Raw genomic sequence first — 21,759 nt, forward strand, 5'->3', positions numbered from 1 at the left:
GGAAGGGAACCCTGTGGCCCCGGGCTGGGTTTCCTCGTGCACGAGATGGCGAGTACCCGCCCAGTAGCTGGCCCAACATCATTCGCGCTCACCTTAGGTTGCGAGCATTCAACGAACCGCTGGCAGCATGCCTTTACCCGATCTTGACCAGGTATTGAATTGTCCCGCCGAAGATTGCTGACGTGAGTACGCTTTCAGCGGTGGAGCTGGGGGTTTTGGGGCCTCTCCAGGTCCGGCAAGGCGGGGCGCCCGTCGCGATACCGGGCGCGAAACCTCGCGCCATCCTCACGATGCTGGGACTGCACGGCGGGTCCGTCGTGCCGGCCGACGCCCTCGTCGAACTGCTCTGGGGCGAGGAGCCGCCGCGCACGGCCGCCAAGGCCCTGCAGACACACATCTCCTCGATACGCCGCGCCCTGGGCGACGGCTTTGTCCTGACCCAGGGGGCGGGATGGGTTCTGGGCGAAAGCCAGATTGATGCCTCCCGCTACAAGTCGGCGGCCCGGCTGGGGCGCGACGCCGCCGCTGCGGGCGACACCAGCCAGGCAGTGGCCCGGTTCGAGGAGGCCCTTGCCCTGTGGCGTGGGATCCCCGAACTTCCGGATGGCCGGCGCGGAACGTCGGAAAAGACGCGATGGATCGAAAGCCATGCCGCGCTGGTTGAAGACCGGGCGGATGCGCTGCTGGCCACCGGCCGCGCCGCGGAAGTCATCGGCGATCTCGAGGCGGCGGTGGCTGAGGCCCCGCTGCGGGAACGACGATGGGGTCAGCTGATGCTCGCCCTCTACCGGGCCGGCCGGCAAGGCGAGGCGCTCGGCGCGTATCAACGGGCGCGCTCACTGCTCGCCGACGAGCTCGGGGTGGATCCCGGCCCCAACCTCCGCCGGCTCGAGGCCGCGATCGTCGCACAGGACGCGTCGCTGGATATTGCTGTGGCACAACACGCTCCATCGGTGACGCGCGCGGTGACCTTCCTGCTCACCGACATCGAGGGGTCGACGGCCGCCTGGGAAGCCGATGCCGAGGCGATGGCCGCGGCGCTCGCGCGCCACGACGAGCTCGTGGAACAGGTGGTGACGTCGCGCGGAGGTCGGCTGATCAAGACGCGCGGCGAGGGGGACGCGACGTTTTCGGTGTTCGACCGGCCTTCCGCGGCCGCCTCCGCGGCGGTGGAGCTGCAGGACGCGATCGCGCACGAGCCGTGGGCCTCGCGCGATCCCATCCGTGTCCGGATGGCCCTGCATACCGGCGAGGTCGAGCTTCGCGACGGCGACTACTTCGGCCGGGCCGTCAACCGGGTCGCACGGCTGCGATCACTGGCCCAGGGTGGCCAGATCCTGTGCTCCGGCGCGACCGCCGAGCTCGTCATCGACACGTTGGCCGACGATGTGGTGCTCACCGACCTCGGGATGCGTCAGCTGAAAAACCTCGCGCGCCCCGAGCATGTTTTCGAACTGCGGCTGGAAACCGGTGTCGGGCAACCGGAATCGCGTACACCCGAGGCGGCCCCCTTGGAGCGTCCCGGCCTGCCCGCGGTACTTGTCGGCGCGGGGCCCTTCGTCGGCCGCGGCCGCGAACTCGACGGGCTGCTGGCGGCGTGGCAGGCCGCGCTGACCGCTGGTGTCCGCACGGTGTTGATCGCCGGTGAGCCCGGTGTCGGGAAGACACGCCTGGCCGGCGAATGGTCGCAGCGGGCGTATCAGCTTGGAGCCATCGTGCTGTACGGCCGTTGCGACGAGGATCTGGGCGCGCCCTATCAACCGTTCGCGGAAGCGTTGCGTTCGCTGGCGCCCTGCATGGGAGTCGACCGGTTGAGGGGGCTGCGCGGCGTCGAGGCGTTGCTGTCACTGGTGCCCGGGCTGGCCGACGTCGTGCCCGATCTGGTTCGCCCGGCACATTCGGATCCCGACACGGAGCGCTACGCGCTTTTCGATGCCGTCGTCGCGCTGCTGGAGGCCGCCTCGACGAGCGCGCCGGTCCTTCTTGTTCTCGACGACCTGCACTGGGCGGCCAAGCCGACGCTGCTGCTGCTGCGGCATCTGCTCCGCTTCGGCGAGCACGCGCGCGTCCAAATCGTTGGTACCTACCGCAGCACCGACCTCGACCGCGCGCACCCGTTGGCGGCGATGCTGGCCGACCTTCACCGGGATGGCACGGCCAATCGGCTCAGTCTCGGCGGCCTCGACGAGGACGACGTGACCACCTATGTCGCCGAGGCGGGCTACGACGACGAGGAACTGGCCCACGCGCTGGCCTCGGTCACGGGCGGCAACCCCTTCTTCCTCATCCAGGCCCTGCGCCATGTCGACGAGAGTGGCGGCGTGTGGGACCAGAGCACGCTGCCCCAGGGCGTGCGGGAAGCCGTGAGCCGCAGGCTTTCTCGGCTGCCGGGCGAGACGAACAAAGCCCTGGCCGCCGCCGCGGTCGTCGGCAGCCGTTTTGCGCTGGAGCTGGTCGAGCAGGTGGTCGGCACAGACCTCGTCGACGCGTTCGACGAAGCGCGCCAAGCCGGCATCGTCATCGAAGAGTCCGGCGGGTTCTACCGGTTCAACCACGCCATCGTCCGGCAGTCTCTGCTCGCCGAGCTGGCGTCGGTGCGCCGCATGCGATTGCACCAGCGCATCGCCACCACATTGGAGACGTTGCCGGGCGCCGACGACGAACTGCTGGCCGAACTGGCTCATCACTATTTCGAATGTGCTTGGGCGGGAAACGCGGCCAAGGCCGTCTTCTACTGCCGGCGCGCCGCGGACCAGGCGATGGCACGACTCGCCTACGAGGGCGCCGCCGACCTTTACCACCGCGCCCTGCACGCGCTCGAGGAGATCGACGACGAGCTTCCCGACCGCGACGACCAGACCGTTGAACTATTGGTCGCACGTTGTGAAGCCCTGCTGGCCGCGGGTGACGTGGCCTCCGCCGCCGGCGCGGTCTCTCAATTGCAAGCCGCAACAGTGGATTCGGCCCGGCTGGCGGCGTGGGCGACATGCTTCGACGGCCAGCTCAGCATGTTGATTCATCCCGAGCGGCTCGACGAGGTCGAAGCCGCGTTAGGCGACGCGGCGGCCAAACTCGCCGAGCTGGACGACGCCGCCGGAGAAGCCAAGGCGCACACCGTGCGCGCCGGGTGCCTCGCCCGTCTCGGCCGCATCGGCGACAGCGAAGTCGCCCTGGATGACGCCCTGACCGCGGCGCGCCGGGCACGCGAACACCGCCGGGTGAACGCGGTGTTGGCGGGCGCACCACTCGCGGCGTTGTGGGGCCCCAACCCGGTTCCGCGCGCCGGCGGCCGGTGCCTGGATGTGGTTCGGCTGCTTCGGATCACGACCGACTCTCCCGCCGTCGAAGCCACCTCGACGAGATGCCAGGCCGTCCTCGAGGCGTTCCGCGGCCGCACCGCCGCGGCCCGGCGGATGATCGATTCGGCCCGGCGCACCGTCACCGAGCTTGGCCTGCGCCACGCGCTGCTCGAGGTCGAGCAGTTCGCCGGCATCGTCGAACTCATCGGCAATGATCCCGCCGCGGCGGAGACGCATCTGCGCAAGGCCTACAACGGCTTTCGTCGCATGGGCCTGGACGCCGACACCGCAGAGACCGCCGCGCTGCTGGGCCGCGCATGCCTGGCTCTCGACTGCGAGTCCGAGGCAAGTGAATTGTGCGCGGAAAGCGAGCGTCTGGCCGGCCATGCCCTGAAGGCGTCGATCGCTTGGCGCACGCTCCGGGCACACCTGCTGGCACGCGGCAACGACTACGATGCGGCACGCCAAGTTGCCCAGGCGGCAGTGACTTTGGCCGAGCGCACCGACGCACTGGTCGATCACGGCGACGCATGCCTGACGTTGGCAACTGTCTTGGGGCGGGGCGGCGACGTCGCGGCGGCGCGAGCCGCCGCCGAGCAAGCGGTCGAGCTGTACGACCGCAAAGGCGCTGCAGCGCTTGCGGATATGGCGCGAGACGTTCTCGGCGAGAGGGCTCAACCGGCGAGGCCGGCTTCTCCGCCTGCGCCAGTCGTCCAGCTGGACAGCGAATGCGTGCGAGTGGGCGAACGGGTGATGGCCGCTGTCCATCGCGGGGACTGGGATGAGTTCGAGCGCCTCTTCGCACCCAACGTCTCGATCGAGAATCGCCGGAAGATCGTCGGCGTCCCGCTCACATCGGACGCGATGCGACGGGAGATGAGGCGCGAACTCGAGAAAGGCGCCACGCGTATTGAGTATGTGATGGTCGCCGCGCGCGGCGAGCGGCTAGCACTCTCACGATTGATTACGACCGCTGCCGACGACGGCCCCGGAGCGCCGCAGAGCGAGCTCCTCCAGCTATACGCCATCGACGAGAACGGCCAAGTCGTGCGGCAGGTGTGGTTCGACGTCGAGGACATGGACGCCGCGATCGCCGAACTCGACGCCGAATATGCGCGGCTTGAGTCCGAGCAGCCGACTTCGCGAAGGCTTGAAAACGCTGCGACGCGCGTGTACGAGCGCCTGCACGCGCATTTCGCGGCCCGCGACTGGGACGCGATAACCGAACTCCTCACCGACGACTACTACGGTGACGATCGCCGTTCGGTGGTAGGCGCCGGGACCCGCCGCGGCCCGGCTGCTGCGATCGAAGACTACCGGTCGGCCGCCGACATCGAGGTGACGGACGCGACGTCACACACCGTCGCAACCCGTGGAGGGCGCCTCGCCCTCAGCCGCGCCCGCTACTCGCGAAGCGGCCCGGAACCAGACGCGTTCCACGTCGATTTCCTACAGATAGTCGAAATCGACAGCGCCGGGCGAATCGCGGCGATGGCCGCGTTCGACCTCGACGACTTCAACGCTGCTGTCGCCGAACTCGATCGGCGGTATCTGGTTGGTGAGGCCGCGCCGCACGCGCGCACGTGGTCGGCTGTCGCGCGTAGCTACGCCGCGCTCAACCGAGGTGAGCCGCCGCTGACCTCGCCGGACTGCGTCAACGTCGACCATCGACATGAAACGGAATTCGGGCCTGGCGACGTGACCGCATACATCAACGCCGGCTGGGATGCTCAGCAGGACATCACCGTCTATGCCGAGCAAGTACATCGCCTGAGCGACACCGGAGCAGTCATCACTTATGCGGCACAGGAGCTTTCGGCGGAGGGCCTCAAGGCTGAGTGGCGCGGGATCGCGGTTTTCGCGGCCGAGCAAGGGATGATTCACCGGACCGAGGTCTTTGGCGAGGCGGACATTGAGGCCGCGATCGCGCGGTTCGAGGAGCTCCACCGACCGGCGCCGCAGCTGGAAAACGCGGCCTCGCGCGTATTCCAGCATGTCTGGTCGCACTTCGCCGCTGGTGACTGGAACGCCATGGCTGAAACGGTGGCCGACGACTATGTCGGCGTTGATCACCGGCGGGTCGTGGGCGCCGAGATCCAACATGGTCGGGACGACGTGATCAGAGACTTGCAGGCAGCCGCTGAAGTAGGGTTCACGATCTCGATGGTGAGCGCCATTGCGATCCGTGGAGAACGTCTCGTCCTCGCGCGGAGCCGCGCGGCCGGCCGCGATCCCGGCGCGGTCCAAAACGATGCCCTTAACGTCGTCGAGGTCGACGCCGACGCCCGGATCGCGCGGGTCGTCTCGTATGACCTTGAAGACTTCGACGCCGCCGTCGCCGAGCTCGACGCCCGCTACATGGCCGGCGAGGCGGCAGCCTATTCGCAGCCATGGTCGGCCATCACTCGAGCCATCTCTGCGCTCAACCAGCGCGAGATGCTTCCCACCACGGCAGAGTGGGTCAACGTCGACCACCGACATGGGCCGTCGTTCGCGCCTGGTGAATTGCACGCATTACTCAGCTCGTGGAACCTCACGCACAGGTTGAGCAGCTTCATTGAGGCCGTACATCGGTTGAACGGTGTCGGAGCGGTGGTCACCACCGTGTCGCAGGAGACCTCACGAGAGGGTCTCGACGCCGAGTGGCGAGCCGTCAGTGTTGTCACAATCGCGGGCGACCTCATCGACCGCTCCGAGTTCTTCGACGAGTCCGGCCTCGATGCCGCGATTGTGCGGTTCGAGCAGCTCACCCGACCGGTGCAGCAACCTGAGAATGCGGCGAGCCGTGCCAACCAACGCTTTCAGGCGTGGTTCGCGGCTCGTGATTGGATGGCGCTCGCTGAAGGATTGGCCGACAACGTTTTCCACGACGATCGCCGGCGCGTGGTCGGTATGGGAGTGCGACGAGGGCGGGACGCCATGATCGCCGAGATACGCGCACTCGTGGGAATCGGCGTGATGACCGCGACATCCGACGTCATCGCAACCCGCGGACAGCACGTCGTGCTGAGTCGAGTCCGAACATGGGGACGCGACCGACGGCCGGAAGCGTTCCACACCGATGCGCTCGAGATGATCCAGATCGACGCCGACGAAAAGATCGTGGCACGCGTGGTGTTCGACGTCGACGACCCCGACGCTGCGTTCGAGGAGATCGATGCGCGGTACGTCGCCGGCGAAGCGGCCACCTACGCAGACACGTGGGCGCTGATCACGGCGGGCGACGCTGCGCTCAACCGGTATGAGACGCCGGCGCACACAGAGGACTGGGTCAATATCGACCACCGCCGGGCGACGGCCTTCGCCCAAGGCGAACTGATCGCATACATGCGTGCCGGTTGGGACTTCGCCCGAGACATCACGAATCGCATTCTCGCCGTCCATCGGTTGACCGACCGAGGTGCAGTCGTCACCCACTTGGCACACGGCACGTTGCAGAACGGATCGGACGTCGAATGGCGCGAGGTCATACTTGTCACTTTCGACGGCGATCTGTGCAACCGGAGTGAGCTGTTCGACGAAGCAGATCTGGGCACCGCCATCGCGCGGTTCGAGCAGCTGAGCAGGCCCGCGCCCCAGCTGGACAACGCGGCTAGCCAAGTCGCCGAGCGCTTCTTTGCGTACTTCGCGGCTCTCGACTGGGACGCGGTAGCAACAACACTGGCTCTCAATGTTTCTCACGACGATCGCCGGCGCGTGGTCAATGCTGGGGTCCTACACGGTCGCGATGCCCAAATAGCGAACCTGCGAGCCATCGCTGAGGTCGGAATCTCGAATTTTTGGTCGACAGTCTTAGCGACTCGCGGCGCGCGCCTGGCCCTCATCCACACCCGTTCCTCGGGCCCTGACCGGGCGACCGCGGAAGCCCTCACGGAGGAACTCGGCGTCGTCGAGATTGACTCCGACACGCGGATGGTGGCATACGTCACGTTCGACGCGGACGACTTCGACGCCGCCATCGCCGAACTCGATGCCCGCTACCTCGCAGGCGAAGCGGCCGCTCACGCCGACACCTGGTCGGCGGTAGCCGGCGTGCACGCGATGTTCAACCGGCATGAGTACCCCCCAGAGAAATGGGTGACCGTCGACCACCGCCAAGGCACACCGTTCACTACCGGCGACATGACATCGGCCGTTTACACCCTCTTCGATCTCACCCCGGACTTCAAGGTGCACATCGAAGCTGTGCACGAAATCAACAGGCGCGGTGCGGTAATCACCAACTATGCACACGGCTCCTCGCTTGACGGCCTGGGCGTCGAATGGCGCATGGTGATGCTTCTCATGGTCGACGACGGTCGACTCACCCGTTGCGAGGTATTCGACGAGACAGACCCGGACGCCGCCATCGCGCGATTGAAGGAACTCAGCCGGCCGGCGTCGCGGTTGGAAAACCGGGCGAGCCGTGCGGTCGAGCAGTTTCTGGCGCACTTTGCAGCACGCGACTGGGATGCAATGGCAGGGCTGCTCGCCGAGGATGTCTGCTCATACGACCGCCGCTCGATCATCAACGCCGGGATACGCCGCGGTCGAGATGCCGAGATGACGAACTGGAGAGCCACAGCCAGCGTATGGAGTCGTCAGGACGCGTCGCTCGTCGCGACCCGCGGGGAACGCCTTGCACTATTCAACGCCGCTTTCGCCAGCCGCAACCAGTCGCCTGAGGCGTTTTCCGCCGCGGCGCTCTGCGTCGTGGAGATCGACGACGACGACCGAATTGCACGAATCGGTATCGTCGAGGCCGGCGACATCGACGCCGCTTTCGAAGAGCTCGAAACCCGTTATCTGGCAGACGAAGCGGTCGCGCACGCGCAGACATGGTCAGCAGTCGCGCGAGCCTATGCCGGCGTCAACCGACACGAAAAGCCGGGCGTGACAACGGACTCGGTGTACATCGACCATCGGGCGGCATTAACGACCGAGCCGGAGGATCTGGGTGCATATTTTGCGGCCGTGTGGGACCTCATGCCGGATGTCAGTGCCTACATCGAGGCTGTGCATCGGCTCAGCGACGCAGGAGCGGTCATCACCCATGTTGCCCGCGGAGCCTCGCAAGAGGGCTTCGAGGCCGAGTGGCGCACGATCAACGTTGGGACAGTCGAAGGCGACCAGATGAACCGTGTCGAGGTATACGACGAATCGGATTTGGACGCCGCGATCGCACGGTTTGAGGAACTCAATAGCCCGTCAACGGCATTGAAAAATGCTGCGAGCCAAGCGTACGAGCGTATTTGTGAGTACTTGAGTGCCCGTGACTGGGACGCCCTCGCCGGGTTAACGGCCGAAAACATCTCCGTCGACGACCGGCGGCGAGTGGCGAATGCCGGGATCATCACCGGCCGAGATGCAAACATCGAAAGCACAAGGGCGCTCGCTGAAGTCGGGTTCACCTTGAAGATGCTGAGCGTCATAGCGACTCGTGGCGCACGCCTCGCGCTGGTCCGTGTTAGCGTTTCGGGCCCCGACCCGGAAGGGATTTCAAACGACGTCCTGAACGTCATCGAGATAGATTCCGACGGACGAGTCGCGACGGACGTCATCTTCGATCTCGAAGACATCGACACCGCCTTCGCCGAGCTCGAATCCCTCTACGTCTCCGGCGAAGCGGCCAACTACGCCGCCGCGTGGTCGGTAATTATCGGCGCCAACGATCAATTCAATCGTCACGCGCTTCCCACGACGACACAGGATCCGGTTTACCTCGATCATCGACCCCTCGTATCGATCGACGGCGTCGATCTGGCCCGATCCGTCGGTGCCATGTGGGACCTCACCTCGGATGCCAACGCCTACATCGAAGCCGTGCATCAGCTGAGCGGGCTGGGAGCCGTCATCACCCAAGTGCTGAAAATGCGCTCGCAAGAGGGTTTCGACGCGGAATTGCGGTTGACCTACGTGATTACGGTCGAGGGCGACCTGCTCAGCCGCATCGAAGTCTTCGACGAGACAGATCTCGATGCCGCACTCGCCCGCTTCGAGGAGCTCAGCCCGTCGGCGGATCCACCGGAAAATGCTGCGAGCCGAAGAATCCGACTCTTCTGGAACTATTTTGTTAATCGTCGCTGGGATTCGATGGCCGAAATCCTGGCCAACAACAGCTTGGTCGACGATCGGCGGCGAATCGTGAATGCCGGGCGCTGGCACGGTCGCGATGCCGTCGTGGCAAACATGCGAGCGCTGGCGGAGGCCGCGTTGGACATCGGGGTGACGGTGGTGGCCACCCGCGGGGACCGGCTCGCGTTGTACCGAGAGTCGACCTGCGACCCGCGGCACGAGGTGTTCGGAGTCGAACTGCTCACCATCGTCGAGATCGACACGGATGAAAGGATCACCGCACACATCGCGTTCGATGTCGACGACATCGACACCGCCTACGCAGAACTTGAAACCCGTTACCTCGCAGGCGAAGCGAACGACTGCGCGCACGCATGGTCGCTTATGACACGAACCTATGCAGGGCTGAACCGGTACGAGATGCCGACGACTACGCCAGACTTCGTCAATATAGATCACCGGCGCGGGATAACGTTCGAGCCGGGCAACATCGTCCCCTACGTTCAGGCCACGTGGGACATCGCACCGGACCTCGTTCTGCGCATCGAGACGGTGCATCGGCTGACGAACCTCGGATCCGTCATCACACACACCGCGCGCGGCACGTCCCAAGAAGGCTTCCAAGCGGAGTGGCGTGAGACCGTCTTAATGATCTTCGAAGGGAACCTCGTCAAACGCTGCGAGATGTTCGACGAGACCGACGTCGAGACCGCGCTGGCGCGCTTTGACGAGCTGCACCGGCCGGCGCGGCGGCTGGAGAATGCAGCAAGTCGAGCAGAACGCCAACTCTTTGCGGACTCGGCGGTCGGCGACTGGGGGGCCGTAGCCCAGATTCTGGCCGACGACAGCTTCGTCGAGGACCGGCGCCGAGTGGTCAACGTCGGATTCTGGGGCGGTCGCGATGCCGTGATTGCAAACATGCGAGCGTTAGAACGGGGCCTTGCCCATGTAGCTCTGACGGTTATTGCCACCCGCGGCGAGTGCCTCGCCCTCATTCGTGTCCGCTCCTTTGACCCCGACATGCGGCCGGGAGAGTTCGTCGTCGAGATACTCGGAGTCGTCGAGACCGATCTCGAAGATCGGATTGCGGCCCACGTGTTTTTCGGTACCGAAGATATCGATGCCGGGTTTGACGAACTTGACGCGCGGTACCTCGCAGGTGAAGGGGCTGCGTACTCCGGCACCTGGTCAACCATTGCAGAGAGTTACGCCGCGCTGAACCGGGGGCAACTTCCCCCGACCACACCAGGTTTCGTGGACATCGACCATCGGCGTGGGGCGGCGAGGGCGCCTGGCGAATTGATCAAATTTCTCCGTAGCGCGTTGGATCAGACGCCCGACCTGACCATCCGCATCGCGGCGACGCATCGACTGAACCAGCGAGGCGCGATCGTCACTCACGCAGCGACCGGTACCTCGCCAGAGGGTTTCGAGGCTGAGTGGCGAGAGGTCAGCATCCTGGCGGTTGATGGCGAAATGCTCACACGTTGCGAGGTATTCGACGAGACAGATCTCGATGCCGCACTCGCCCGCTTCGACGAGCTCACCGGCGAAGAACAACCGAAGTGACGGCGCCGCAGCTTCAACCGCTCTACCTGCTGGCGGACAGCCAGCTGCTGTTCTGGAAGCGTCACGACCGACTACTTCTGGACGAAGCCCTCGACGCGCTGGCGTCCGACACGGCCCCGAGCGCGGCCTACATCGGCGCCTCAAACGGTGATCGCGCGGAGTTCTACGAAATCTTCCACGCCGCAATGGATGCCGTGGGACTTGCCGATCGCGGTATGGTCAGATCGTCTTTCGGGACCGACGACCGCGCCGTCCTGGAGCGTGCACAGTTGATCGTCCTCGCCGGCGGGGACGTGCGCCTGGGCTGGAACACCTTCGAGCAAACCGGGATGAAGGACGCGATTCTCGACCGGTACGCCAAAGGAGCCGTCCTCGTGGGTATTTCGGCCGGGGCCGTCCAGCTCGGGCGCTACGGAGTAGCCGACACACCGCAAACGTCCGCTTCCGAACTGCTCAACCTGTTCGATCTGGTGCCGATGATCGTCGACGCGCACGACGAGCGAGCCGGGTGGACCCGGCTCACCCGAACGATTCAGCTGCTCAACGCATCGGTGACCGGGCTCGGAATCCCCACCGGCGGCGGAGTTATCGCGCACCCGGGCGGCACCATCGAGCCGCTGCGCTATCCCGCGCACGCACTCACCTTCGACGGCGTGGGCGTCACGCACTCGCTGTTGCCCGCCGCAGTCCGGCCAGCATACGAAAGCCCTTGACGGGCGACCAAAGCGCCTGTCATCGTTCGGCGAGACCATGACACACGCCTTCGACCCGACCGGACCCAACGGCCACCCGCGGATCGTCGCCGATCTGCTGCGACCCGATGCCTATGACCCGCCGGCCGACGATGTGCGTCTCCACGAAACGCACAGCTCGTGGGTCCTGCTCGCCGGGCCGTACGCCTACAAACTCAAAAAGCCGGTAAACCTCGGCTTCCTGGACTTCACCACCATCGAGCGGCGGCGCGCCGACTGCGAAGAGGAGCTGCGCCTCAATCGGCGGTTCAGCCCGCAGATGTACCTGGGCGTCGTCGAAGTCACCGAACGAAATGGCCGCTACCGCATAGGTGGCGAAGCGGGGTCGGGCGAGCCGGCCGTGTGGATGCGGTGCCTGCCAGAGGAGGGCATGCTGCCCGCGAAGCTCGCGCGCGGCGACGTGGACATTCGTCTCGCGCGGCGAATCGGTCGCACCCTGGCCAAGCTTCACGACAAGGCCGAGACCGGTCCCGACATCGAGGCGTACGGCAGCGCTTCCAGCGTCGGGGCGAACTGGCGGGAAAACTTCGACCAGATCGTCCCTTTCATCGGACGAACCATCTCGAGCGACGTCAACGACGACATCCGCGCGTACGTCGAGCGGTTCCTGCGCAGCCAGGCGCCGTTGCTTGAGCGACGCGTGACCGACGGGCACGTCCGGGATGGGCATGGCGACCTGCACGCCGCCAGCATCTGCATCGACGACGGACAGATCCTGCTGTTCGACAGCTTGCAGTTCGCGCCGCGCTACCGGTGCGCCGACCTGGCGTCGGAGGTGGCGTTTCTCGCCATGGATTTCGAGTACCACGGTCGCGCGGATCTGGCCTGGGCGTTCGTCGACTCCTATGTCCGGGCCGGCGGCGACGATGGATTGAAAAGCCTGCTCGACTTCTATACGTGCTATCGCGCCTACGTTCGCGGCAAAGTCCGCAGCTTGCGGCTGGCTCAGACCGAGCAGAGCTCCGATGGTGAAGGGCCTTCGCTTATCGCGGAGTCGCGGGCCTACTTCGATCTCGCGTGGGCCCATGCAGGCGGACTGCCACGCCCCCCGATGGTGGTCACCATGGGCCTCCCGGCAAGCGGCAAAACCACACTGGCGCGCGCTCTCGCCGGCCGCTTCGGGCTGGTGCACCTCTCGTCAGACGTGGCGCGCAAGAGAATGGCGGGGATCGAACCCACCCGCCGCGGCACCGACGCATTCGGCTCGGGTCTCTATGACCCGGCAACGACGCGGACGACATACGCTGCACTGCGCCGCGACGCCGCCCGCTGGATACGCCGCGGCCGCGGCGTGGTCGTCGACGCCACGTTCGGCAACCCGGCTGAGCGTGCCCAGATGCGGAAGCATGCGCATCGACTCGGCGCCGATCTTCGTGTCGTCCTATGCGACGCCGACGATGCCACGCTGATGGCCCGTCTGGAGCGACGCGCCACCGAACGAGGCGTTGTCTCGGATGCCCGCATCGAGTTGTGGCCCGAGCTGCGTGCCGCCTTCACGCCTCCCGACGAGCAGCAGTCCGTTCTGCGGGTCGACGCGACGCGGAATATCGAGGACACCGTCGAGCAGGCGGTAGCGCTGCTGCGCGCCTGCTACCGGTAAGCTGCGGGAACCGAGGCAAACAGCAGAACCATTGCAGGGCTTGGCCTTTGGTTTCGCGCCGATCAACGACTCGATGTCTTGCCGCGTCGTCGCGGCGTGCGCTGGGCCGCCAACACGTCGTCATTGGCCAGCGATTGCGCCTGCGCGGCCAGCGTCGATGCCCGGTTGGCGTACGCAATCGCGTCGGCCTCGTTGCTCGCTTGCTTGTCGTGCGCCGCCGCCAGATGCCGTTTCGCGTCGTCGAGCCGGGCCTGGGCTCCGGATCCGATGTTGGCGCGATGCCTGGCGGCATAATCCGAGATTTGGCGCAATCTGGTATCCGCGGTCGACAACGCCTGCTGCAATGGATGATTGCCGCCGTCCACGGCCACCTGGCCACCGGAAGCGCTCGCGCGTCGGCGGCGCGCGCGAACCACCAGCAGCAACAGCAGCAGGACGACCACGACGACGATGACGCCGATCGCGATCGGCAACCAGCTCGACGTTGACGAGCCCGCCGGGTTGGGCGAGCCGGTCGACTTGTCCAACCCGTCGGCCGCCGCGACCGCCACCCCACCCCAGTTCTTCGCGCCGAGCACGGGTTCAATCTGGTTGCTGCGCAAGCTATTCAACTCGGCCGACGTCAGACCCGGCACCTGCGGCGCGCTGAACGCGTACAGCTTGGTGTTGGTGGCGACGGCCAGCAACACGTCGTGGTCGCCGATTCCGCTGGCGCTGCGTGTCTTATCGGCCCAGTTGTCGGGTTTGAACCGGGAGAAGTTGTCGACATAGACGACCCACAATTGAATGTGGCGGTCGCGGTACAGCCGGTCGAGTGCCGCGCTCACCGCCGCGCGGTCGGAACCCGTCAGCACCCCGCTGCTGTCCGTGATGTGGTCGGTGAGCTTGAACGGGGGCTGCGCCCCGGCCGGGGTTGCCCAGAGCAGCCCCGCTACGAGGATCGTCAGGACCGCGCCGAACAGACGAACAACCCGCATACGGGTCAATCTAGCCGCCCGGTCGGGGGTTCGGGCAGGGGTCAAAGCCGTGGCATTCAGGGTGTGGCTCCGCGTCATCACGGCCATGACCAGCGGAATCCCCCCTCTTCACGGACCCAGCGCGGCCCCGATTGCGTACTGGACACCCTCTGGTTAAGCGCGTAACCTCTGTCGCGCGACGACAGCATTTCCCGCGAGCGAAGGACCACGAGGAACATTGAGTAACACCATTGCGGTCTTCAACCCGTCCACCGAGGAGCAGATCGCGGAGGTCCCCGATTCCGACCAGGCCGCCGTCGACGCGGCGGTGGCCCGAGCACGCGAGACCTTCGAGTCGGGGGTGTGGCGCAAGGCGCCCGCATCCCACCGCGCGAACGTGCTCTTCCGCGCGGCGCGCATCATCGAGGAACGCAAGGACGAGCTGGAAGCGCTCGAGTCGCAGGACAACGGGATGAACCTGACGGCGGCGGGCCACATCATTCCGGTGTCGGTGGACATGTTGAAGTACTACGCCGGCTGGGTCGGCAAGATCCACGGCGAGTCGGCCAATCTCGTCTCCGACGGCCTGCTCGGCACCTGGGAGACCTACCACACCTTCACCCAGCTCGAGCCCGTCGGCGTCGTCGGCCTCATCATCCCTTGGAACGGACCGTTTTTCGTCGCGATGCTCAAGGTCGCGCCCGCCCTGGCGGCGGGGTGCAGCGCCGTCCTCAAGCCGGCCGAGGAGACGCCGCTGACCGCGCTGAAACTGGAGGAGATCTTCCGCGAGGCCGGTCTGCCCGACGGCGTGCTCAACGTCATCACCGGCTACGGCGAGACCACCGGGGCCGCGCTGACCGCGCACCCGGACGTCGACAAGATCTCGTTCACCGGGTCGACGGAGGTCGGTCGGCTGATCGTGAAGGCGGCCGCGGGGAACCTCAAGCGGCTGACGCTCGAGCTCGGCGGCAAGTCCCCGCTGATCATGTTCGACGACGCCAACCTCGACAAGGCCATCATGGGGGCGGGCATGGGTCTGCTTGCGGGGTCGGGACAGAACTGCTCGTGCACCTCGCGCATCTACGTCCAGCGCGGCATCTACGACAAGGTGGTCGAGGGTCTTGCGGGTTTCGCCCAGATGCTCCCGATGGGCGGCAGCGATGATCCGGATTCGGTGCTAGGCCCGCTGATCAGCGACAAACAACGCAAACGGGTCGAAGGCATCGTCAACGACGGCGTGGCCGGTGGCGCGCAGGTGATCACCGGCGGCAAGCCGATGGATCGCAAGGGCTACTTCTACGAGGCGACGATCATCACCAACACCACGCCCGACATGCGCCTGATCAAGGAGGAGATCTTCGGGCCGGTGGGCTGTGTGATCCCGTTCGACGACGAGGACGAGGTGATCGCCGCCGCGAACGACACGCACTACGGCCTGGCTGGCTCGATCTGGACCGAGAACCTCTCCCGCGCCCACCGCGTGGTGAATGAGCTTCGCGCGGGCCAGATTTGGGTGAACTCCTCGCTCGCGGCGGACCCGTCGATGCCGATCAGCGGTCACAAGCAGTCGGGTTGGGGCGGCGAGCGCGGCCGCAAGGGAATCGAGGCCTACTTCAACACCAAGGCCGTCTACATCGGCCTGTGATCGAATTGGCGAGCGTAAGGTCACTGCGGAAATCCGCGTGAGTTTTCGCAGTGGACTTACGCTCGTGGGCTCCTTCACCACCAGCCGGCTCCACGAAATGATCGCGCCGAGGCAAACTCTGGGCCACGGCCGCGTGTGCTGGCATCGTTGCGATCTGTGCGGGTGTGGCTGAGTGGTTAGGCAGCGGCCTGCAAAGCCGTACACACGGGTTCAAATCCCGTCACTCGCTCCAATCAGAGAGATCAGGTCGCGACGCCGTCGAGATAGAACCATCGGCCCGCGCGACGCTCGAAACGGCTGCGCTCATGGAGACTGCCTGCGCGGCTTGCGGATTCGTAGCTGGCGGTGAATTCCACTTCCCCGGAATCGTCACCTGGGCCGCCGGCGACGGTGTCGCTCACCTGTAGACCGGTCCAGGTGATGCCGGGATCGACGGTCACCTCGGCCGGCCGCGTGCGCGGATGCCAGGTGCGAAACAGGTAGTCAGCCTCGCCGCGGGCGAATGCCGAATATCTCGAGCGCATCAACGCCTCGGCCGTCGGGGCCTGCGACTCACCGTCGTGCAATGGTCCGCAACACGCGCGATACTTCTCGCCGCTGCCGCAGGGACACGGTTCGTTCATGCCAAGACCCTGACACACCCCTACGGTGACTCCCCGGGCGGCGCGGCTCCGGCGGCGTCCTGCAACACCTGCTGCAACTTGTCGAGCGGATCGCCCCCGGCCGGGTCGAGCCGGCGTGGCGGGATCTCCCGGCCGTCGGGTGCGACGGTGGCCAGCGGCGGCGGTGGTGGCGGAGGGGGAGGCGCAGCCGGTGGCGGCGGTGGGGGCGGCGGCGCTTCCGGCGGTGCTGTGAGGGCGGTTCTCTTGGCAGCCAATCTGTTTGCGGCGTCGTCACGGAGGGCGTGCCGCCGCGGGTCCGGGTCGGTATTGCCGGAGAAGCAGCCGCGCGGCGCGGCGTCGACGACGGCCAGCGCGCTCGCGTAGCGTTCGTCGGCGCGTGCCCGGTCCCCTGCCGCCGTGGCCCGATCGCCTTGGGTTTCGCGGACCAGTTCCAGGTTGACCCGCACCGGGCAGGAACCGGCGGTGCTGCGGGTCAGCGCGTCGGTGAAGTGGGCGTCGGCGTCCTCGAGTCGGCCGTCGAGCACAGCGGCGGTGCCCGCGGCGAACGGCGCCTTCGCCGGCTCTAGCAAGTTGGCCACGCCGAGTATCGCCGCATCGGCTTGTACCGCGCTCCCGTCGCCGCGGGCGAAGGAGCCCACGGCCCAATTCCCGGCGAGGACAACCGAGATCAGCTTGACGGCGATCAACAGCGCAAGGACGGTCACCGGGACCGAGTAGACGACAAGGCGCCGTCGTAGCCGCAGGCGTGCCGGTCTGCGCGTCATGAGGCCAAGTCCCGTCGGGCGATGCGGCCGCGCCGGAACTCGCGCACCGAGAGGTAGATCTCGGCGAGCAGCAGTCCCGCCGCCAGCAGCGCAGGCAACCAGTACAGCTCGGTCCGATCGGCCTCGGCGCGGTGCACCGTGTCGGGCAGTTTCGGCCGGAAGGGCTGCGCTCGATCCCGGTGGACGTAGGGTATATCGAGTTGTGCTGCCAGTCTGTGTAATTCGGCCTCGTCGATCGCATCGCCGCGGCCATATCCCAGCACCGCTCCCCCGGATACCGACCCCCGCGTGAGGTTGAACTCGCCCTGCGGCGCCTGCGATCCGGGCGCTCCCGAACCCAGGTAGAGCACCACGTTCCGCGACCCCGGATATTGCTGGGTCGCCTGAATCAGCTGATAGCGCAGCACATTGTCCGCCGCTCCAGCGTTCGCGTCGGGGCCTGGGTTCCGTGCGTCGAGGGCCGCGATCGTGGGTCGTAGACTCCAAACATCCTCCGACAGCGGCCAATCGAGGGAGGCCTTCGAGTCGAAGGTGATGAGCGCGAACCGTGCCGCGGGGTACTGCCTGGTCAAGTCCGCGATGTCGTCGCGCATCGCCGCGATCCGCGGTTCGCCGTTGCCGTAGTCGTCGATATTCGAGTCCGCCGACAGATCGACGACGAGAAACACGTTGAGATCCGTGCCGGCCGCCGGCGTCGCGTCGCGGCGATTTTCGTTCAGCAGGGCCGGGCGGGTGGTCGCGATGATGAGCAGCAGCACCACGAGAGTCACGCCGGTCCAGCGCATTACCGCGCGGCGGCGGCGGCTTCCCGCCGACGCAAGCACCCGCCACAGCGCCACCAGGCGGGCCAGCGCAAGCGCGCTGGCGACAACCGCGAGGATCGGCCAGGGCAGCAGGGTTTGAAAGGTCATCGGCGCAACACCAATAGGGCCACCGAGAGCACGGCCGCCGATAGAAGCGCGATCACCAGGGGCACCGCCGGCGCGTCCTGGAATTCCGCGGTCACGACGGTGCCGTCGGCGCGGCGCACCGGCGGGGCGTGTGCCCGAATCCCGTTGAGCGCCGTGGTCACCGACGTCGCGCCTGCCACCACGTACCGGCCGCCGGTCTGTCGGGTGAGCGCGGCCAGTGAACCGCTCGCCGGCGACGGGGCGGTGTCGATCACATTGATCTGTGCCCCGGCACGCTCGGCCAGGGCCCGAACGCTGGCATCGGCGAACAGTGCGGCGCGCTGCTCCGCAGCGGTGCGCAGATCCGACGGACCAAGATAGATCACCGAGCGCCGATGCGTGTTGCGCTGCTCGGTCGGCGGGAATCCCGAGAGGCATAGCGCAAGAACGTCATTCACGCTGGCGGCATAGTCCGTGTAGGGCACTTGCGGGGCGAATGGCGCCGGGTGCGCCTGATGGGCGCTGAGGTAATCACCGAATTGCCCCGCGGCGTACTGATGGTCGCGCGTCAGCGGCACCACGCGGCGGTTGACCGATGTCAGGCCGATGCGTTGGGTCTGCGGTGAGGTGGTGGTCTGGCGCGCGAAGTAGTCGAGCAGTTCGGCGGTAGCCGCATCGGTCACCGGTTGCCCGACACACACCATGATGTCTTCGGGGTGCGCCGCGTCGAAATCGTTGCTGGCCACGCTCGGACGGGCGGCGGCCCACGTCGCGGCGGCGAACATGACCGTCAGCACCACCAACGTCACGATCGTCGAGAGCGACCGCAGCCGGGCCACTTTGGCGTACTCGGGCAATCGGGTCAGCCGCGCGACGTTGGCCAACGGACGTAGCCGGCGGCGAGCCGAGGTCATCGGTAACAGCGCCGCCAGCGCGACGGCCGCGACAAAGCAGGCCGACCCGATGGCCGCTACCGGCCACCACCTCAGGTCCACGACCGGATCAACTCCTGCGCCCGGGCGCTCACGTCGGCGACGTCGGCTCGCGCCTCGGCGTTGAACTGCGCATCATTCAGCCGGGCCAACAGGGGCGCGGCGGCGGCGAGGCTCGCGTCGGCCAGGGCGCCGACATGCAGGTATTGGGCCCGCACGCCGGTCGCTTGATGCAGAAAGCTACGCACCGTCCGGCTGATCGCCGCGCATGCCGCCGGGGCCGATATCTGCCCGGCCTCGTGCTCGTCGGTGATCCCCCGCACGCGGCTGGCGAACCGCTGGCGGATCAGCCGGGCGTGCATCCGCCGGACGACGGGGATGCGCCGCAACCGCCGCGACGGCAGCGTCCACACGAAAACGCCCGCGTACCAACCGAAGACGGCCAGGAGCAGCAGCACGCCCAGCCACAGCCACCACGGCGAGTAGGGCTGCGGACCGAACACATGGCGCAGCAGATCATCCGGCACGCGCCGCCACCTCGGTCAGGCGGACGAGTTCGCGCCGAATGTCGTTGCTGCCCGCGATCGTCGCATGCGGGATCGCGTGCGCGGTCAAAAACGCATCCAGGCGGGCGCGGCGGGCCCGCTCGGCGCGGCGATACGCGGCGACGACCCGCGGTCCGAGGTCGGCACCGTTCAAGACGAAGCGTCCGGTGGCGACGTCGTATCCGTCGGTGTCGTCGGGGCCCACTGCGGGCATGTCCGAGAGCATCGCCCACATGATGTCGTGCCGCCCGGTCAATCTGGTGAGCATTTCGCTGAGTCGCTCGTCGACATCGGGTTCGTCGGACACCACGATGATCAGCATGGTGTGCCGGTAATGCGTTGCGACGTAATCGAGTTGGGCGGCGATGTCGCTGCGGCCGGGGCCGGCCGTCGTGTGCCGATACCAGCGGTGCAGCAGCCCCTCGATGTGCGACTCGCCGCGCCGCTGCGGGATGTTCACACAGCCGCGGCGATCACCGTAGACCATGCCGATCTGGTCGGATCGCCGCAGGCCGATCAACCCCACCGCGCCCATGATGTGCGCGGCGACATCGCGTTTGGACTCTCCGCTCGGGGCCAGCGCCGACATGTTGCGACCTCCGTCGGCGACGAGCAGGATCTTGTGGTGCTTTTCGGAAACGAACCGCTTGATGAGCACGCCGCCCGACCGCGCGGAGGCCTTCCAATCGATGTCGCGGACGTCGTCGCCCGGAACATACGGGCGCAGGTCGTCGAATTCCATGCTGCGCGTATGCAATAGCGCGTAGCGACCGCCTTCGAGCAGGCCGCGGGTGTCGGTGCCGAAGTGGGCCTTCGCCCGGTTGAGGTGCTTGCCCACGGCCGGCCTCAGGGGACGCGGACGGCGCGGAGCGCGGCGTCGACCACGACCTCGGGCGTGATGTCGGCGCTGGCCGCTTCGAATCCGAGAATGAGCCGATGGCGCAGCACCCGGTGGGCGAGATTCGCGATGTCTTCGGGCAGCACGTGCGCGCGCCCGGACAGCACGGCCTGCGCGCGGGCCGCCTTGCAGAACGCGATCGTGGCGCGGGGGCTGGCACCGTATTCGACCAGGCGCGCGATCTGCTTGGGCAGCGCGCGCTCGGGGTGGCGGGTGACGTCGACCAGTTGGCTGGCGTAGAGCATCAGCGCGCGGTCCATGTGGACGTGGCGCACCACCTCCTGGAGGCGCAGCACGTCGTCGAGGCCGACCACCGGTGGGGCGGGGCTTCCCCGGTCGTAGATGCCGGCGTCGATCCGCGTCATCACTTCCACCTCCTCCTGCGGGGAGGGGTAGCGCACGATCTCCTTGAGCAGGAAGCGGTCGGTCTGCGCCTCGGACAGCGGATAGGTGCCCTCCTGGTCGACGGGGTTCTGCGTGGCGATGACCAGAAACGGATCCGCCAGCGGGTGCACCTGCCCGGCGATCGTGGTCTGCCGCTCCTCCATCGCCTCGAGCATCGCGCTCTGCGTCTTCGCGCTGGACCGGTTGATCTCGTCGAGCAGGACGATGTTGGCGTGCACCGGACCGAGTTGGGTGACGAATGAGTTGGTCGCCGAGTCGTAGATCTGAGTGCCGATGATGTCGCTGGGCAGCAGGTCCGGCGTGCACTGGATGCGCTGGAAGCGGCCGTGGATCGACTCGGCGAGCACCTTGGCGGCGGTGGTCTTGGCCAGGCCCGGCACGCTTTCGAGCAGGACGTGGCCGCCGGCGAGCAGGCCGATCAGCAGCGACTCGCGTAGTTCGCGCTGCCCGACGATTTTGGCGGCGAAGGCCTGGGCGATGGCATCGACGGTCCCCAAGACACCGTCGAGTTCGCGCTGATCCGGTTGTGTTCGAGCTGTAGACATACGCTCGCCAAGATACCCAGGTACCGATTTCCCACACGTCGACGTGCGCGGCTGCCGCGAAACGGTTCGGTTAGGGCCGGTTTTGTTGCGGGGGCCGCTTGAGCTTGTTTTCCGCCTCGAGCCGCAACCGGATCGCCCGCGCCCGCGCTTCGGCGGCCCGAGCTTGGGCTTCGGCGGCTTCGGCGCCCGCCCACACCTCGGCGGCTCGAGCCCGGGTTTCGGCTGCTTCGGCGCGCGCCCGCGACTCGGCGACCAGCGCTTCGGCCTCGGCGGCTCCCGCCT

13 protein-coding genes and 1 tRNA gene are annotated in these 21,759 nt (G+C 66.9%); 5 read left to right on the forward strand and 9 right to left on the reverse strand.

Annotated elements, in window-relative coordinates; genetic code table 11:
• Window positions 1-200 precede the first annotated feature (200 nt).
• The 3 genes from DQP57_RS11705 to DQP57_RS11715 are packed head-to-tail and all read left to right on the forward strand — an operon-like array spanning window position 201 to window position 13,274.
• Window positions 201-10,922 (forward strand): nuclear transport factor 2 family protein, encoded by a 10,722-nt coding sequence (locus tag DQP57_RS11705; protein ID WP_112633133.1) that lies wholly within the window; start codon window positions 201-203, stop codon window positions 10,920-10,922.
• The gene (locus tag DQP57_RS11710; protein ID WP_112633134.1) at window positions 10,919-11,635 is read left to right on the forward strand and encodes a Type 1 glutamine amidotransferase-like domain-containing protein; all 717 of its coding nucleotides are present in this window, start codon (window positions 10,919-10,921) and stop codon (window positions 11,633-11,635) included. The genes DQP57_RS11705 and DQP57_RS11710 overlap by 4 nt, the downstream gene beginning before the upstream one ends.
• Before the next feature lie 37 nt (window positions 11,636-11,672).
• Window positions 11,673-13,274, forward strand: coding sequence for an AAA family ATPase (locus DQP57_RS11715; RefSeq protein WP_112633135.1), 1,602 nt, complete (start codon window positions 11,673-11,675; stop codon window positions 13,272-13,274).
• A gap of 62 nt (window positions 13,275-13,336) precedes the next feature.
• Here DQP57_RS11715 and DQP57_RS11720 read toward each other — a convergent pair whose 3' ends face one another.
• Window positions 13,337-14,251, reverse strand: a complete 915-nt coding sequence (locus tag DQP57_RS11720) for a TPM domain-containing protein (RefSeq protein ID WP_112633136.1) — start codon at window positions 14,249-14,251, stop codon at window positions 13,337-13,339.
• A 217-nt stretch (window positions 14,252-14,468) separates the two neighbouring features.
• Here DQP57_RS11720 and DQP57_RS11725 point away from each other — a divergent pair, with 217 nt between their 5' ends.
• Both DQP57_RS11725 and DQP57_RS11730 read left to right on the forward strand, forming a co-directional pair.
• Entirely contained in the window at window positions 14,469-15,875 is a 1,407-nt protein-coding gene (locus DQP57_RS11725) for an aldehyde dehydrogenase family protein (protein WP_112633137.1), read from the forward strand.
• Between the two features lie 158 nt (window positions 15,876-16,033).
• A tRNA-Cys gene (locus tag DQP57_RS11730) sits at window positions 16,034-16,107 on the forward strand.
• Window positions 16,108-16,117: 10 nt separating this feature from the next.
• On the opposite strand, the gene DQP57_RS11735 is transcribed toward DQP57_RS11730, so the two are convergent.
• The 8 genes from DQP57_RS11735 to DQP57_RS11770 form a co-directional block, all read right to left on the reverse strand.
• A complete protein-coding gene (locus DQP57_RS11735) occupies window positions 16,118-16,498 on the reverse strand; it encodes a YchJ family protein (protein WP_112633138.1) in 381 nt (126 codons plus the stop codon).
• A gap of 20 nt (window positions 16,499-16,518) precedes the next feature.
• Window positions 16,519-17,262 carry a hypothetical protein gene (locus DQP57_RS11740; RefSeq protein ID WP_112633139.1) on the reverse strand — a complete coding sequence of 248 codons (744 nt, stop codon included), beginning with the start codon at window positions 17,260-17,262 and terminating at the stop codon, window positions 16,519-16,521.
• Window positions 17,259-18,173: a vWA domain-containing protein gene (locus DQP57_RS11745; RefSeq protein ID WP_112633140.1), complete on the reverse strand. Its 915-nt coding sequence runs from the start codon at window positions 18,171-18,173 to the stop codon at window positions 17,259-17,261. Before DQP57_RS11745 ends, DQP57_RS11740 begins: the two co-directional genes overlap by 4 nt.
• Complete coding sequence (locus DQP57_RS11750; protein ID WP_112633141.1) at window positions 18,170-19,147, reverse strand: hypothetical protein; 978 nt, start codon at window positions 19,145-19,147, stop codon at window positions 18,170-18,172. The genes DQP57_RS11745 and DQP57_RS11750 overlap by 4 nt, the downstream gene beginning before the upstream one ends.
• Window positions 19,138-19,611 carry a hypothetical protein gene (locus DQP57_RS11755; RefSeq protein WP_112633142.1) on the reverse strand — a complete coding sequence of 158 codons (474 nt, stop codon included), beginning with the start codon at window positions 19,609-19,611 and terminating at the stop codon, window positions 19,138-19,140. The genes DQP57_RS11750 and DQP57_RS11755 overlap by 10 nt, the downstream gene beginning before the upstream one ends.
• Window positions 19,601-20,467: a DUF58 domain-containing protein gene (locus DQP57_RS11760; RefSeq protein ID WP_112633143.1), complete on the reverse strand. Its 867-nt coding sequence runs from the start codon at window positions 20,465-20,467 to the stop codon at window positions 19,601-19,603. The genes DQP57_RS11755 and DQP57_RS11760 overlap by 11 nt, the downstream gene beginning before the upstream one ends.
• 8 nt (window positions 20,468-20,475) lie before the next feature.
• Entirely contained in the window at window positions 20,476-21,477 is a 1,002-nt protein-coding gene (locus DQP57_RS11765; RefSeq protein WP_112633144.1) for an AAA family ATPase, read from the reverse strand.
• Between the two features lie 70 nt (window positions 21,478-21,547).
• The coding region (locus DQP57_RS11770) for a hypothetical protein (protein ID WP_205869100.1) at window positions 21,548-21,759 on the reverse strand (212 nt) is incomplete at its 5' end.

The organism is Mycobacterium colombiense (assembly GCF_003284935.1).
In the GTDB taxonomy this organism is placed as follows: Bacteria; Actinomycetota; Actinomycetes; order Mycobacteriales; family Mycobacteriaceae; genus Mycobacterium; species Mycobacterium arosiense_A.

Excerpts from the sequence above, each read along its gene's own strand:
- DQP57_RS11715 (WP_112633135.1), top strand. The coding sequence starts at position 11,673 with ATGACACACGCCTTCGACCCGACCGGACCCAACGGCCACCCGCGGATC.
- DQP57_RS11765 (WP_112633144.1), bottom strand. The coding sequence starts at position 21,477 with ATGTCTACAGCTCGAACACAACCGGATCAGCGCGAACTCGACGGTGTC.
- DQP57_RS11745 (WP_112633140.1), bottom strand. The coding sequence starts at position 18,173 with ATGACCTTTCAAACCCTGCTGCCCTGGCCGATCCTCGCGGTTGTCGCC.
- DQP57_RS11720 (WP_112633136.1), bottom strand. The coding sequence starts at position 14,251 with ATGCGGGTTGTTCGTCTGTTCGGCGCGGTCCTGACGATCCTCGTAGCG.
- DQP57_RS11740 (WP_112633139.1), bottom strand. The coding sequence starts at position 17,262 with ATGACGCGCAGACCGGCACGCCTGCGGCTACGACGGCGCCTTGTCGTC.
- DQP57_RS11735 (WP_112633138.1), bottom strand. The coding sequence starts at position 16,498 with ATGAACGAACCGTGTCCCTGCGGCAGCGGCGAGAAGTATCGCGCGTGT.